Consider the following 14,246-nt stretch of genomic DNA (forward strand, 5'->3'; position numbering starts at 1 on the left):
CCCGCGGTGCGCCGGATCAGTGTAGACGGTGGGCGGGAGTGCTCTCACGAGCCGCGCGGAGCAGGCTCAGCGCGGAGCGGAGAGGGTCGACTCGATCAGGTCGACGAGCCGCCCGGAGCCGTCGCGGACTCCCACGCGGGCGGCCCGGCGCGCCATCTCGTCGCGACGGGCGGTGTCGCCCAGGAGCGGTACGAGCTCCCGCTGGACCCAGCCGGGGAGGAAGGCGGCGTCCTCGACGAGGACCGCTCCCCCGGCGTCGACGACGCCGCGCGCGTTGTAGCGCTGCTCGCCGTTGCCGACCGGGTACGGGACGTAGACCGCGGGCAGGCCGAGGCCTGTCAGCTCGCTGACGGTCGCCGCCCCCGCGCGGGAGACGGCCACGTCCGCGGCGGACAGCGCGAGGTCCATCCGGTCGCAGTAGGCGAGGAGGTGGTAGCCGGCCACCCCCGGGTCCGTGATCTCGGCGCGGTCGCCCGTGATGTGGAGGACCTGGAAGCCGGTGGCGACGAGATCCCGGGCGGCGGCGTGCACCGTCGCGTTGATCCGTCGAGCGCCGAGGGAGCCGCCGGTCACCAGGAGGGTCTGCCGGGACGGGTCGAGGCCCAGCGCCGCCATCGCCTCGTCGCGGCGCGCGGCCCGGTCGAGCTCGGCGATCTCGCGGCGCAGCGGCATGCCGACCACCCGCGCGTGCGGCAGGGGCGTGCCCTCGAAGGCCACGCCGACCGAGCGGGTCGCGCGCGCGCCGAGGCGGTTGGCGAGCCCGGGGCGCGCGTTGGCCTCGTGGACGGTGAAGGGGACGCCGGCGCGGCGGGCCGCCAGGTAGGCGGGTGCTGCCGCGTACCCTCCGAAGCCGACCACCGCGTCGATCCGCCGGTCGCGGATCGTCCGGACGATGCCGGCGATGGTCGCACGGAAGGCTCCGGGGAACCGCAGCGCCGCCGCGTTCGGACGGCGCGGGAACGGCAGCCGCGGGATCACCGAGAGCTCGTAGCCGCGGAGGGGGACGAGGCGGGCCTCGAGCCCCTCGGCGGTGCCGAGCACGAGCACCTCGTCGTCCGGGTTCCGCCTGCGGATCTCATCGGCCGTCGCGAGCAGCGGATTGACGTGGCCGGCGGTGCCGCCGCCGGCGAGGAGGTAGCGGGTCACTCCGCCGCCGCCTTCCTGCGGCGCAGCACGCCCGCGCCGGGCAGGGGCGCGGTCTGGGTGCGGGCGAAGGAGAGGACGACGCCGATGGCGAGGAGCGAGCTGAGCAGGGCGGTGCCTCCGGAGGAGATCAGCGGCAGCGGGACTCCCAGCACCGGGAGCACCCCCAGGACCACGCCGATGTTGACGAACGCCTGGCCGATCAGCCAGACCATGATCGCGCCGGTGCTGATCCGCACGAACGGATCGGAGGACGCGTGGATGACGCGGAAGAAGGCGACCGCGAGGACCACGAACAGCGCCAGGACGACGATCGCTCCGATCAGCCCGAGCTCCTCGCCGATGATGGCGAAGATGTAGTCGTTGTCCGCGGCGGGCAGCCAGGACCACTTGGCCTTGGAGTTGCCGAGGCCCACGCCGAAGATCCCGCCGGAGGCCATCGCCCAGGTGCCGTGCACCGGCTGCCAGCACGAGTTCTGGTACTCCTCGACGTTGGAGCAGTCGCCGAGGAAGGACATGATCCGGGTGAGGCGGTTGTCGCTGGAGACGGCGAACAGCACCGCTCCGATCGCGCCGACCACCACGATCGGCACGAGGACCTTCATCTGGACGTTCGCGTAGAAGAGTGCGGCGAGGACGATGCCCGCCATGATCACGACCGTGCCCAGGTCGCCTCCGATGAGGACCAGTCCGATCGCTGCGCCGCCGACGATCAGGACGGGGATGAGCGCGTCCTTCCAGTCCTTCGGCGACCGGTAGCGGCGGGCGAGCAGGAGCCCCAGCCAGAGGGCGAGCGCGAGCTTGATGATCTCGGAGGGCTGCATGCTGAAGGCGCCGAGTCGGATCCAGTTGCGGTTCCCGCCGACGGAGTCGCCGAGCGGCGTGAAGAGCACGAGGCACTGGAGGACGCAGCCGGCGATGAGCAGGATCGGCGTCACGCGCTTCCACACGCCGAGGGGCAGCCGCGAGACCACCAGCATCATCGGGATTCCGAGGAGGGCGAATCCGCCCTGGCGCAGGAAGCCGCCGAAGGAGTCGTCGCTCGACACGTAGGAGGTGACCGACGAGGAGGAGAGCACCATCGTCAGTCCGAACAGCACAAGGAAGAGCGTGGTGCCGAAGAGGAGGTAGAAGTTCGGCGAGTGGGAGGCGAAGACCTTCGACAGGACGATCCGCGCGGAGCGGGCCCCGCTCCGGTCCTTCCCGCGCGGCTCAGTGCGCGAGCGGCCCGCGGGGCGGCTCGTCGTCGGAGCGGTCATCGGCTCCCCCTCCCAGGTGTGTCGCCACGGCGGCCGCGAAGGAGCGGCCCCGAGCCGCGTAGTCGAGGAACTGGTCCATCGAGGCCGCGGCGGGTGCGAGCAGGACGACGTCCCCCGAGCGGGCGAGCGTCGCGGCGGCCTCGACGGCCGCCTGCATCACCGCACCAGTGTCGTCCGGCACCGCCTCGCTCACGGGGAGGGCGGGCGCGTGTCGCCGGAATGCCGCGAGCAGCGCCGAGCGGTCGGCGCCGATCACCACGGCGCCCCGCAGGCGGCCGACGTGCGCGGCCACGAGGGCGTCCACGTCGACGCCCTTGAGCAGGCCGCCGACGACCCAGACGACCGACGGGTACGCGCGCAGCGAGGCGTCGGCGGCGTGCGGGTTCGTGGCCTTGGAGTCGTTCACCCAGGTCACCCCGTCGTGCTCGGCGACGACCTGGATGCGGTGGGCGTCGAGCTCGAAGGACGCCAGCGCGGTGCGGACGGCCGTGACCTCGATCCCGCACGCTCGGGAGAGCGCTGCCGCGGCGAGCACGTTCTGGACGATGTGCGGAGCGGCGAGGTTCCGTGCGGCGAGCTCGTCCACGGTGGTGATCTCGAGGGCACTGGTGCGGCGGTCCTCGAGGAAGGCGCGGTCGCAGAGGATGCCGTCGACGATCCCGAAGTCGCTCGGGCCGGGCACGCCGAGGCCGAACCCGATCGCCCGGGCGCCCTCCACCACCTCGGCGTCGAGCACCATCTGCTCGGTCGCCGCGTCGGCGCGGTTGTACACGCAGGCGACGCGGGTGCCGGCGTAGACCTTGCCCTTGGCCGCGCGGTAGGCGTCGAACGAGCCGTGCCAGTCGAGGTGGTCGTCGGCGATGTTGAGGCACGCGCTCGCGATCGGCTCGATCGCGCCCAGGTAGTGCAGCTGGTAGCTCGAGAGCTCCACGACGAGGACGTCGAAGCCCTGCGGGTCGCGGACCGCGTCGAGCACGGGCACGCCGATGTTGCCGCAGGGGGCGGCGCGGAGGCCGCCGGCCACGAGCATCGTCGCCGTGAGCTGGACGGTCGTGGTCTTCCCGTTGGTGCCGGTGACGGCCACCCAGTCCGCCGGAGTGCCGTCGGCGCGCACGACCTTGTCGCGGACGCGCCAGGCGAGCTCGACGTCGCCCCATACGGGGATCCCGGACTCCGCCGCCCACACGAGGATCGGGTGAGTCGGCCGGAAGCCGGGCGACACCACGACCAGCTCCGGTGCGAACGCGTGCAGCTCCTCCGGAGCGGAGTCGAGGCGGTCGGCCCGGTGCAGGCGGGCGCCGATCACCTCGAGGAGGCGCTCGCGCTCCTCGTCGGCGCGGTCGGCGAGGACCAGCACCTCGGAGCCGAGCTCGGTCAGGGTATCGGCCACCGAGAACCCGGTGACGCCCAGGCCCAGCACGGCGACGCGCAGGCCGCGCCAGTCCGAGTGCCAGCTGCGGAGGGAGTCGGGACGGGCGGGATCGGTCATGCCAGCGACAGCCATTCCAGGTAGAAGAGCCCGACTCCGGCGGCGACGAAGATGCCGGCGATGATCCAGAACCGGACCACGACGGTGATCTCGGCCCAGCCCTTGAGCTCGAAGTGGTGGTGGAGCGGGCTCATCAGGAAGATGCGCTTGCCCCGGGTCAGCTTGAAGTAGATCCGCTGGAGGATGACCGAGCCGGTCACGATGACGAACAGGCCGCCGATGAGGATGACCAGCAGCTCGGTGCGGGTGAGGATCGCCAGGGCCGCGAGCGCGCCGCCGAGGCCGAGCGAGCCGGTGTCGCCCATGAAGATCTGCGCCGGCGAGGTGTTCCACCAGAGGAAGCCCACCAGGGCACCGGAGACGGCCGCCGCGATGATGGCCAGGTCGAACGGGTCGCTCACCTGGTAGCACTTGTCGACGACCTCGGGGTTGAGGTGCTGGTCGAAGCACCACTGGTTCGACTGCCAGAACCCGATGATGACGTAGGAGCCGATCGCGAGGATCGAGGACCCGGTCGCGAGTCCGTCGAGCCCGTCGGCGACGTTCACGCCGTTCGACGTGCTGGTGACGATGATGCAGATCCACAGCACGAACAGGCCGATGCCGATCCAGCCGAGGGAGGCGAAGTCGAACGGCAAGTCGCGGATGAACGAGATCGAGGTGGACGCGGGGGTGAGCCCGTTGGAGTCGCGGACCATGATCGCGATCACCGCGAAGGCAGCGGCGACGATGACCTGGCCGGCGATCTTCGCCCAGCCGCCGAGGCCGAGGCTGCGCTGGTTGCGGGTCTTCAGGAAGTCGTCGACGAAGCCGACGAGTCCGAGCCCGACCATCATGAAGAGCACCAGCAGGGCCGACGGCGCGATCGCCCGGTTGCCGAACAGCATCCCGAGGAAGTAGCCGACCACGGTGCCGATGATGATGACGATGCCGCCCATCGTCGCCGTGCCGTGCTTGACGTGGTGCGACTTCGGTCCGTCCTCGCGGATGAACTGGCCCCACTGCAGGCGGTGGAAGAGGCGGATGAACAGGGGCGTCATCAGGAGCGTGAAGGCTCCGGAGAACGCGCCGGACAGGAGGAGTGCCCTCATCGGTGACGCTCCCCGAGACGGTCGGCGAGGAAGCGCAGCCCCGCGGAGTTGGACGACTTGACCAGCACGGTGTCGTCGGGTCGCAGGTAGTCCTCGAGGAGGTCGAACGCCTCGTCGGAGGTCTCCGCGAAGACGGACTCGCCGCTCCACGACCCCTCGCGCTCGGCCGCGACGTGAATCCGGCGGGCGCCTCGGCCCACCACCACGATCTGGGAGATGTTGAGGCGCACGGCCAGAAGGCCCACGCGCTCGTGCTCCTCGTCGGCCCACTCGCCGAGCTCGCTCATCTCTCCCAGGACGGCGACGGTGCGCCCCCCGGGCTTCGCGATCTGGGCGAGGGTGCGCAGGGCGGCCGCGGTGGAGTCGGGACTCGCGTTGTACGCGTCGTTGATGACGCGGACGTCCTCGCCGCCCAGGACCTCCATGCGGCCGCGCTCGGCGAGGGTGACGGTCGCGAGAGCCTCGACGATCGCGGGCAGCGCCACTCCGACAGAGAGCGCGGCGGCGGTCGCCGCGAGGGCGTTCATCACGTGGTGCTCGCCGAGGACGCGCAGCAGGACCTCGGCGCGAGCGGCCTCGCGGCCCTCCCCCGCCGAGACCTCGATGGCGAAGCGGGTGCCGTCGGCGGTCGCGTCGATGTCGACGGCGCGGACGTCCGCGCTCTCGCCGCGGCCGAACCAGAGGACCCGGGCGGCGGTGCGGCCCGCCATCGAGGCGACCCGGCCGTCGTCGGCGTTCAGCACGGCGACGTCGTCGGCGGTGAGGTCGGCGACCATCTCTGTCTTGGCCTCGAGCGTGCGCTCGATCCCGCCGAACTCGCCGGCGTGCGCGAGGCCCACGGCGAGGACGACGCCGACGTCGGGCCTGGCCATCCGGACGAGGCGGCGGATCTCGCCGACCGCGCTCGCGCCCATCTCGGCGACGAGGAAGCGCGTCGACTCGGACACCTGGAGCATCGTGATCGGCGCGCCGACCTCGTTGTTGAAGGATCCGCGCGGAGCGACCGTCTCGCCGACCCGCTCGAGGACGGTGCGGAGGAGGTTCTTGGTCGTCGTCTTGCCGTTCGAGCCGGTGACGCCGATGACGGTGAGCCCGCCCTTCGCGCGGACGCGCCGGACGACCTCGGTCGCCAGCGCGCCGAGCGCCTCCACGGAGTCGTCGACGAGGACCTGCGGCACGTCGAGGTCGAGCGGGCGCTCCACGATGAGGAGCGCGGCACCGCGCTCGAGAGCGGCGGGAGCGAAGAGGTGGCCGTCGGTGTGCTCGCCGCGCTTGGCGACGAAGATGCCGCCGGGCGCGATCTCGCGGGAGTCGGTCTCGGTCGCTCCGTCGATCACGGTGGCGGCCGTGGCGGACGAGCCGGCCAAGTGGAGGCGTCCGGAGACGGCCTCGGCGATCTCGGTGAGGGTGAGGGCGATCATCTACAGCCAGCCCGCCTCGCGCAGCGCGTGACGGACGTCGTCTCTGGCCGAATACGGCATGTGCACTCCTGCGATCTCCTGGTGGTCCTCATGGCCGGGCCCGGCGTAGAGGATCGAGTCCCCTTCGCGCGCGAGGGCGACGGCGGCGCGCACGGCAGCGCGCGGGTCGGCGATCTCGTGGATCTCCCGGTCGGGCACGGCGGCCCGGGCGCCCTGGAGGAGCGCGGCGCGGATGGCGGCCGGATCCTCCCAGCGCGGGTGGAAGTCGGTGACGACCACGACGTCGGCGAGGCGGGCGGCGATGGCGCCCATATCGCTCCGCTTGGTCGTGTCGCGGTCCCCGTCCGCCCCGAACACCATGAACAGGCGGCCGGGCGTGATGGTCCGCAGCGCCTCGAGCGCGTTCTGGAACGCGTCGGGGGTGTGGCCGTAGTCGACGTAGACGCGCGGTCCGCGCTCCCCCGAGACGAGCTCGGCGCGGCCCGGGATGTAGACGTCGAGACGGCTGTCCTCGAGCGCGTGCGCGACGGCGTCCAGGTCGAAGCCCGACTCCACCAGCATCACGATCGCCAGCGCCGCGTTGGACGCCATGTACCAGCCGATCAGCGAGACGGTGACGACGACGGAGCGGTTCTCGGGCCCCTCCAGGCGGAAGGTGGTGCTGTCGGGCGTCGCGTCCAGCACCGTCATCGACCAGTCGGCGGGCGTCGTCGGGGCGACTCCGACGACCGGCGAGCCGGCGAGCGTCGCGACGGGGATGCGGCTGCGCTCGGCGAGCTCGCGCCCCCAGGCGCTGTCGACCGTGACGACGCCGCGGCGTGCGCGCTCCGGCTCGAAGAGGTCCGCCTTGGCCTCGAAGTACTCGCGCAGATCGGAGTAGTCGTCGAGGTGGTCGTGGCTGAGGTTCGTGAAGCCGACGACGTCGAAGACGAGGCCGTCGATCCGGTGCCGCGTGATCGCCTGCGCCGACACCTCGATGGAGACCGCGCGGACGGCGGACTCGCGCATCCGCGCGAGCAGGCCGTGCAGCTCGCTCGCCTCGGGAGTGGTCAGCGAGCTGACCACGGCGACGTCGCCGATCCGGCGCTCGGCGGTGGAGCTGAGGCCGGAGACGACTCCGAGCCGGCGCAGCAGCGCGTCGAGGATGTAGACGACGCTCGTCTTGCCGTTGGTCCCCGTCACGCCGAAGAGCGTCGGGACGTCCTCGCGGGTGCGGTGGATCCACGCGGCGACGTCGCCGAGGGCGGCCCGCGGGTCGGGGGTCACCAGCACGGGCAGGCCGCTGTCGGCGGCGAGCTCCGCTCCGGCGGGATCGGTCAGCACGGCGACGGCTCCGGACGCCGCGGCGGCGGACGCGAAGGCCGCGCCATGGGCACGGCGTCCTGCGACACCGACGTAGAGGTCTCCGGACTCGACCTGGTTCGAGTCCAGCGTGACTCCGCTCACCTCGACGCCCTCGAGGCCGCGGACCGGGCCGAGGGAGAACTCGGCCACGAGCTGCGAGAGGCTCCGCGGCACGGGGTGCTCGGGGCGGAGGGAGGACTGCGGGCGAGGGTCGTGCACTGCCCGCTCTTTCTCTCGTTCTGGTGCGTGGATCGTGGTCCCGGCGGGGCTCACCACGTCGTCGGGTACTCGACGGGCGGCACCGTGGACGGCTCCACCCGGTTGGTCTTGAGCACCTGGGTCATGACCTGCTGGAAGACGGGAGCCGTCGCCTGGGACGTATTCATCTTAACCGGATCGGCGATGGTGACCGTCACGACGTACTCCGGGTCCTCCGCAGGCGCGAGCCCGGCGAGTGAGACGGTGTAGCTCTTCGAGTAGCCGCCCTTCCCGTCGGGCTGCTGCGCGGTACCGGTCTTGGTGGCGATGTTGTAGCCGTCGACGTGGATGTCGTTCGCCAGCCAGCCCTCGTTGTAGTGCGTCTGCAGCATGTCGACGACCTGCTTCGCGGCCGAGCTCGACACCACCTGGGTGCCCGTCGCATCGGGGACGTCCACGACGGAGCCGTCGGCCGTGGTGCAGCCGTCGATCAGCCGCGACGGGAGCCGCACTCCGCCGTTGCCGAGCGTCTGGTAGATGCTCGCGACCTGCACCGCGGTCGCCGAGACGCCCTGGCCGAACATCGTCGTGTAGTTCGTCTGGTTGTCCCAGTCCTGGTAGTCGGCGAGCAGGCCGCCCTCCTCGCCGGGGAAGCCGCTCGTGGTGGGCGTGCCGAGACCGAACTTCTGCAGGTAGTCGTAGCGGGTCTGGGCCGACAGGCGGGAGCCGAGCATCGAGATGCCGACGTTCGACGAGTCCTTGAGGATGCCGGTCAGCGTGTAGTTCGTCGGGGTGTGCGCGAAGTCGTCGCTGAACGAGGCGCCGTCCTTCTCGAAGGAGTCCGGGACGACGACCTGGGTCGTCGGGCCCGCCTGGCCCTGGTCGATCAGCATCGCGGCCGTCATCGGCTTGAAGGTCGAGCCCGGCTCGAACGGCGCGCGGAAGGCGCGCGAGCTGCGGTCGGCGGAGGCGCTCGCCTCGACGTTGTTGGGGTCGACGGTCGGCGTCTCGGCCACGGCGAGCAGCTTGCCGGTCTTGACCTCCTGCACCACGACGATCCCGTAGCTGCCGCCGACCTCGGCGACGCGCTGCGAGAGGACCTGCTGGGAGTAGTACTGGAGGTCGGAGTCGATGGTGAGCTTCAGCGTCCCGCCGTCGACGGCCGGGGTCTCCGAGACGGTGCTGCCCGGGATCCGGACGTAGTCGGCGCTGCGCTCGTAGCTCTCGGACCCGTTCTGCCCCGCGAGGCAGGTGTTCTCCGCGTACTCCATGCCCTCCTGGGCCGCTCCGTCCGCCCCGACGTAGCCGACGAGGTTGCCGGCCACCGCGCCGTTGGGGTAGCTGCGTCCCTGCTGGGTCTCGAAGTAGGTCCACGGGATGTCGAGCGCGACGAGCTTCTGGTAGGCCTCGAGGTCGAGCCCCTCCGAGAGGATCAGGTAGTTGGCCTTCGCGTCCTTCGCGAGCGCGGCGTCCACCGCTCCGGTGATCTGCTCGACCGACTGCCCGGTGATCGCGCCGATCTCGGAGGCGGCCTGCTGCACGCTGACCATGACCTTCTGGTCCTCGCCCAGCTCGCGCGGGAACTCGGCCACGTTCTTCGGCGAGGTCGTCAGCCGGTAGCGCGTGGTGGTGTCCGCGAGCACCGTCCCGGAGCGGTCCACGATGGGGCCGCGCTGGCCGTAGGTGACGACGCTGTTCGACTGGTTCTGGGCGGCCGCATCGGTGAGCTCGTTCGCCCGCACGATCTGGATGTCCACCAGCTTGCCGATGAAGAGTCCGACGACGGCGACGATGATGACGAACGTGACGGCCGTGCGGCGTCTGCTCGAGCGGTGGTGTCTCACTGCGGCGGTGTCCTTCTTGCTCCGGGCGGGCGGGCCGCCGTTCGTCGGGTCCGGATGGTCGTCGTGCGCCCCGCGGGGCGGGTGCCCGCACGGAGGCGGACCGCGACGCCGTGCGTCAGTGCGTGATGGGCGCGGGCAGCTCGCCCTGCAACGGTACGGCCGCGCCGTCGACAGCCGGGGAGGACGCGCTCGCGCCGGGCTGGAGAGCCGGGACGAGGGCGTTGGGCACGAGCGGCGCGGAGGCGGTGCCCGCGACTTCGCTCGACGCGGCGGAGGAGGGGTCGCCCAGCACGGCGCCGTCCGAGAGGCGGAGGTAGACCGGCGCGGTGTTGGCGACCATGCCCAGGCCCTGCGCGGCGGTGGCGAGGTTCTGCGGCGAGCTCAGCGTGTCGACGGCGTCCTGCTTCTCCGCGTTGCTGCGGGTGAGCGACTTCTGCTCGGTCTGCAGCGCCGAGATCTGGTAGGCCCCCTGCGAGAGGCCGACGCTCACCAGGAGCTGGACGACGATGATCGCGAAGAGGCCGGCGACGGCGACGATCCCGTAGACGAGCTTCGGGCGTGACTGCGCCTGACCGGCCGGGACGGCCTCGATGCGGGGGCGGGGCGCCTCCTCCTCGGGGCGTGCTCGGCGGGCGGTGTCGATGACGGCGGGGTCGATGACGGCGGTGGCGCTCATGCGGTGCTCCTGATCCTCTCGGCCGCGCGCAGACGCACGGGTGTCGCTCGGGGGTTGCGGGCCTTCTCGTCGTCGGAGGCGAGCTCGGCTCCGCGGATGACGAGTCGGAACTCGGGTCGATGCTCCGGCAGCTCCATCGGGAGGCCGGCCGGGGCGGTGGAGGAGGACGCGGCCTGGAGCGCGCGCTTGACGATCCGGTCCTCGAGCGACTGGTACGCCTCGACGACGATCCGCCCGCCCTCGTTGATCCGGCCCAGGGCGGCGGGGATCGCCCGCTCGAGGACGGACAGCTCCTGGTTGACCTCGATCCGCAGCGCCTGGAAGACGCGCTTGGCGGGGTGGCCGTTCCGCTGGATCGCGACCGGGGTCGCCGCCTGGATGATCTCGACGAGACGGCCGGAGCGCTCCAGCGGAGCCTCGCGACGGGCCTCCACGATCTTCTTGGCGTAGCGCGCGGCGAGGCGCTCCTCGCCGTACTCGTGGAAGATGCGGCGCAGGGCGGTCTCGTCGTAGTCGGCGAGGATGCTCGCCGCCGTGAGCGGGGCGGTCGAGTCCATCCGCATGTCGAGCGGCGCGTCCTTGGAGTAGGAGAACCCGCGCTCGGTCTCGTCGAGCTGGAGCGAGGAGACGCCGAGGTCGAAGAGCGCACCGTCGATCGTGTCGATGCCCAGCTCGTCGAGCACGTCTGGCAGCTCGTCGTAGACGGCGTGCACGAGGTCGATCCTGGAGGCGTGGGCGGAGAGCCGCTCCCCCGCGAGCTGCAGCGCCTCGGGGTCGCGGTCCAGGCCCACGAGGTGCAGGCCGGGGAAGCGCTCGAGCAGCGCGAGCGAGTGCCCGCCCATGCCGAGCGTCGCGTCGACGACGACCGCCCCGTCGCGCTCCAGCGCCGGAGCCAGGAGCTCGACGCAGCGCTCGAGCAGCACCGGGAGGTGCCGCTCCTCGGTCGGGCGCGGAGCGCCCTTCGGAGTGTTCTCTGCCATGGCGGTCCCGCCGTTCCCGTTCCTGTCGTCCGATCCCCATCCACCTCGCGTCCGGACACCGGGGAAGGTGCGTCCGGGCGCCGAGTGGCTGGGAGTCGCGCGACAGGACCTAGAACAGGCCTGGGATCACCTCCTCCTGGGTGTCGGAGAACACGGACTCCTGCTCCTGCAGGTAGGTCTCCCAGGCGCCCTGCGCCCAGATCTCGGCGCGGTTGCCCGCTCCGATGACGGTGAGGTCGCGGTCGAGGCCGGCGTAGGCGCGCAGCGGAGCCGGGAGGGTCACGCGGTTCTGCTTGTCCGGCGTCTCGGCGCTCGCGCCCGAGAGGAACACCCGGAGGAAGTCCCGCGCCTGCTTGCTGGTCACCGGCGCCTGCCGGATCTTCTCGTGCATCACCTCGAACTCGGCCTGGCTGAACACGTACAGGCACCGCTCCTGGCCGCGCGTGACGACGACTCCGGAGGAGAGCTCGTCGCGGAACTTGGCGGGGAGGATCACGCGGCCCTTCTCGTCGAGCTTGGGGGAATAGGTGCCGAGGAACACGGACTGCCCCCCACTTCTTCCGGCCAAGGATGGTGTGTCCTCCACAGTACTCCACTTCCCCCCACTCACAACCCCGGCGCGGCGCGGGGCGCGCCGGAGAGGCCCCGGTCATCCGCGTGTTTCCGCAGAATCGCGACAGTGGGGCGAAGTGGAGGGGGAATGCCGCGGGAGGGAGGCCGCGGGCACGAAAAAAGGGCCGATCCGTGAGGATCGACCCTGTGGTGGAGCGAAGGGGAGGCTAGCCGCGCCCGTCTCCGCGGTTGTCCCACCTGTCGTTCAGACGGTCCATGAAGCCGGACCCCTGGCGGTTGCCCGAGCGGGGCTTCGACGGACGGCCGACGTCGGGCAGGCCGGGCTCGGAGGAGCCGCCGGCGGCCGGGCGCATGGCCACGATCACGCCGCCGAGCATGAAGGCGAACCCGAGGATGCCGACGAGGGGCTGGCGCACGACCACTCCCGCGACGAGCACGGCGAGACCGAGGATGCCGAGGAGGATGCCGAGCACGAGGGCCCGGTAGTTGGTGCCGCCGCGTCCCTTGCCGACCGCCGCCACGAAATCGGCGTCGTTCTGGTAGAGGTTCCGCTCCATCTCATCGAGGAGCCGTTGCTCGTGTTCCGAAAGCGGCATCGTGACCCCTTCAGGGTGCGGCGTCGACCCTTTCGGGGATCGGCACCGGAATAGGCGGCGTCTGGGCTCGACCGGTCGGGCGGCGCTTCAGTGTAGACCGAGCCCGACGCAGGCACCAGGCACCTTCGGTGCATAGGCTGGTCGGGTGAACCACAGCTCTCGACTGGTCGATCGCGTCCAGCTCCGAATCGATGAATTCCTCACCGGGCGCACGCCAATTCTGCGCTCCATAGGAGAGGACGTCTCCGCCCTCGGCGACCTTTCGCGGGACTTTCTCAGCGGGGGCAAGCGGTTCCGCGCGCGCTTCTGCGAGGCAGGCTGGAACGCGGTGTCGAGCACCTCGAGCGAGGCCCATCCGAGCGGCTCCGATCCGATCGCGAGGGTGGGCGCCGGGCTGGAGCTGTTCCACGCCGCCGCCCTCGTCCACGACGACGTGATCGACAACTCGGACACCCGCCGCGGCGCTCCCGCGGCCCACCGGCGCTTCTCCTCCTTCCACGCCGACGGCGGCTGGACCGGCGACCGCGACGAGTTCGGCCGCTCCTCCGCGATCCTCCTCGGCGACCTCCTCCTGGTCTGGTCGGACGAGATCTTCGCCGCGGCGGAGTGGTCGCTCGGGGATCGAGTCGCAGCCGAGCGCGCGCGCGCGGAGTTCAACCTGATGCGCACCGAGGTCACGCTGGGCCAGTACCTCGACATCCTCGAGGAGAGCGCATGGGTGCAGCACCCCGAGCACGAGCACCTGCAGCGGGCGGAGCGGGTGGTGGTCTACAAGAGCGCGAAGTACAGCATCGAGGCGCCGCTGGTGATCGGCGGCTCCCTCGCCGGCGGCGACGACGCGCAGCTGGACGCCCTGCGCCGCTTCGGGCTCCCGGTCGGGATCGCCTTCCAGCTGCGCGACGACGTCCTCGGGGTCTTCGGCGACCCGGCGGTGACGGGCAAGCCGGCCGGCGACGATCTGCGGGAGGGCAAGCGCACCGTGCTGCTCGGCCTCGCCCGCGGCGCGTGCTCGCCGGGCGAGCGGGCCGAGCTCGACGCGGTCGTGGGCCGGAGCGACGCCGACGCGGCGTCCATCGCGCGGGCGCAGGATATCATCGCGGGCAGCGGCGCCCTCGAGCGGCTCGAGGAGCGCATCGACCAGGAGGTGGCCGCGGCGATCGCGGTCCTCCCCGACGCGCCGCTCCGCACGGAGGGCGTGGCTGAGCTGCGCGAGCTGGCCGCCCAGGTCACGGTCCGCACCTCCTAGGAGCGGACCGGCGGGATCAGGCCAGGGCCTGGGCGACCCGCCGGACCTCGGCCTTGCGGCCGGCGCGGAGGGCGACGATCGGGCTCGTGCCCAGGCTCTCCTCGACCGTCAGCATCCAGTCGACCGCCTCGTCGTCGGTGAAGCCGGAGTCGGCGAGCAGGATCGCGGTGCCGCGGATCTCGCTCATCGGCTCCCCGTCGCGGAGGAAGAGGGCGGGGACCTTCAGCACGCCGTCGCGGCGGGTGCCGAGCAGGTGGCGCTCCTCGAGGAGGCGGCGGACCCGGCCGGCGCCGAGCCCGGTCAGCTCCACGAGGTCGGGGACGGTCAGCCACTCGAGCTCGGAATCGGTCGAGGTGGCGGGGGAAGCGGACGAGTCGGTCACGCGT

General features: G+C 71.8%; 13 protein-coding genes. 1 reads left to right on the forward strand and 12 read right to left on the reverse strand.

What is annotated here, in order from left to right; all coding sequences use genetic code 11:
- Positions 1 to 66 precede the first annotated feature (66 nt).
- The 11 genes from C5C55_RS06675 to C5C55_RS06725 all read right to left on the reverse strand — a co-directional run bounded on the left by C5C55_RS06675 (position 67) and on the right by C5C55_RS06725 (position 12,614).
- Positions 67 to 1,146: a glycosyltransferase gene (locus C5C55_RS06675; protein ID WP_104233347.1), complete on the reverse strand. Its 1,080-nt coding sequence runs from the start codon at positions 1,144 to 1,146 to the stop codon at positions 67 to 69.
- A complete protein-coding gene (gene ftsW / locus C5C55_RS06680; RefSeq protein ID WP_104222593.1) occupies positions 1,143 to 2,402 on the reverse strand; it encodes a putative lipid II flippase FtsW in 1,260 nt (419 codons plus the stop codon). Before ftsW ends, C5C55_RS06675 begins: the two co-directional genes overlap by 4 nt.
- Complete coding sequence (murD, locus tag C5C55_RS06685) at positions 2,356 to 3,891, reverse strand: UDP-N-acetylmuramoyl-L-alanine--D-glutamate ligase (protein WP_104225371.1); 1,536 nt, start codon at positions 3,889 to 3,891, stop codon at positions 2,356 to 2,358. Before murD ends, ftsW begins: the two co-directional genes overlap by 47 nt.
- Complete coding sequence (mraY, locus tag C5C55_RS06690; protein WP_104222591.1) at positions 3,888 to 4,982, reverse strand: phospho-N-acetylmuramoyl-pentapeptide-transferase; 1,095 nt, start codon at positions 4,980 to 4,982, stop codon at positions 3,888 to 3,890. The genes murD and mraY overlap by 4 nt, the downstream gene beginning before the upstream one ends.
- On the reverse strand, positions 4,979 to 6,403 hold the full coding sequence (gene murF / locus C5C55_RS06695; RefSeq protein WP_104233348.1) for a UDP-N-acetylmuramoyl-tripeptide--D-alanyl-D-alanine ligase: 1,425 nt from the start codon (positions 6,401 to 6,403) through the stop codon (positions 4,979 to 4,981). Before murF ends, mraY begins: the two co-directional genes overlap by 4 nt.
- Positions 6,404 to 7,966 (reverse strand): Mur ligase family protein, encoded by a 1,563-nt coding sequence (locus C5C55_RS06700; protein WP_104233349.1) that lies wholly within the window; start codon positions 7,964 to 7,966, stop codon positions 6,404 to 6,406.
- Positions 7,967 to 8,016: 50 nt separating this feature from the next.
- The gene (locus C5C55_RS06705) at positions 8,017 to 9,789 is read right to left on the reverse strand and encodes a penicillin-binding protein 2 (RefSeq protein WP_258072507.1); all 1,773 of its coding nucleotides are present in this window, start codon (positions 9,787 to 9,789) and stop codon (positions 8,017 to 8,019) included.
- Positions 9,790 to 9,904: 115 nt separating this feature from the next.
- The gene (locus C5C55_RS06710) at positions 9,905 to 10,465 is read right to left on the reverse strand and encodes a hypothetical protein (protein WP_104222588.1); all 561 of its coding nucleotides are present in this window, start codon (positions 10,463 to 10,465) and stop codon (positions 9,905 to 9,907) included.
- Positions 10,462 to 11,445 (reverse strand): 16S rRNA (cytosine(1402)-N(4))-methyltransferase RsmH, encoded by a 984-nt coding sequence (rsmH, locus tag C5C55_RS06715; RefSeq protein WP_104225374.1) that lies wholly within the window; start codon positions 11,443 to 11,445, stop codon positions 10,462 to 10,464. The genes C5C55_RS06710 and rsmH overlap by 4 nt, the downstream gene beginning before the upstream one ends.
- Before the next feature lie 109 nt (positions 11,446 to 11,554).
- Positions 11,555 to 11,986: a division/cell wall cluster transcriptional repressor MraZ gene (gene mraZ, locus C5C55_RS06720; protein WP_104222586.1), complete on the reverse strand. Its 432-nt coding sequence runs from the start codon at positions 11,984 to 11,986 to the stop codon at positions 11,555 to 11,557.
- A 238-nt stretch (positions 11,987 to 12,224) separates the two neighbouring features.
- Positions 12,225 to 12,614, reverse strand: coding sequence for a DUF3040 domain-containing protein (locus C5C55_RS06725; protein WP_104233350.1), 390 nt, complete (start codon positions 12,612 to 12,614; stop codon positions 12,225 to 12,227).
- A gap of 145 nt (positions 12,615 to 12,759) precedes the next feature.
- On the opposite strand from C5C55_RS06725, the gene C5C55_RS06730 reads away from it, so the two are divergent.
- Positions 12,760 to 13,860, forward strand: coding sequence for a polyprenyl synthetase family protein (locus C5C55_RS06730; protein WP_104233351.1), 1,101 nt, complete (start codon positions 12,760 to 12,762; stop codon positions 13,858 to 13,860).
- 16 nt (positions 13,861 to 13,876) lie between these two features.
- Here C5C55_RS06730 and C5C55_RS06735 read toward each other — a convergent pair whose 3' ends face one another.
- Positions 13,877 to 14,242 (reverse strand): Rv2175c family DNA-binding protein, encoded by a 366-nt coding sequence (locus tag C5C55_RS06735; RefSeq protein ID WP_104222583.1) that lies wholly within the window; start codon positions 14,240 to 14,242, stop codon positions 13,877 to 13,879.
- Positions 14,243 to 14,246: the final 4 nt, after the last annotated feature.

This window comes from Rathayibacter sp. AY1C2 (assembly GCF_002931195.1).
GTDB lineage: Bacteria > Actinomycetota > Actinomycetes > Actinomycetales > Microbacteriaceae > Rathayibacter.

Coding starts and splice junctions, on each gene's coding strand:
- ftsW (WP_104222593.1), bottom strand. CDS start 2,402: ATGACCGCTCCGACGACGAGCCGCCCCGCGGGCCGCTCGCGCACTGAG.
- murD (WP_104225371.1), bottom strand. CDS start 3,891: ATGACCGATCCCGCCCGTCCCGACTCCCTCCGCAGCTGGCACTCGGAC.
- mraY (WP_104222591.1), bottom strand. CDS start 4,982: ATGAGGGCACTCCTCCTGTCCGGCGCGTTCTCCGGAGCCTTCACGCTC.
- murF (WP_104233348.1), bottom strand. CDS start 6,403: ATGATCGCCCTCACCCTCACCGAGATCGCCGAGGCCGTCTCCGGACGC.
- C5C55_RS06710 (WP_104222588.1), bottom strand. CDS start 10,465: ATGAGCGCCACCGCCGTCATCGACCCCGCCGTCATCGACACCGCCCGC.
- rsmH (WP_104225374.1), bottom strand. CDS start 11,445: ATGGCAGAGAACACTCCGAAGGGCGCTCCGCGCCCGACCGAGGAGCGG.
- C5C55_RS06725 (WP_104233350.1), bottom strand. CDS start 12,614: ATGCCGCTTTCGGAACACGAGCAACGGCTCCTCGATGAGATGGAGCGG.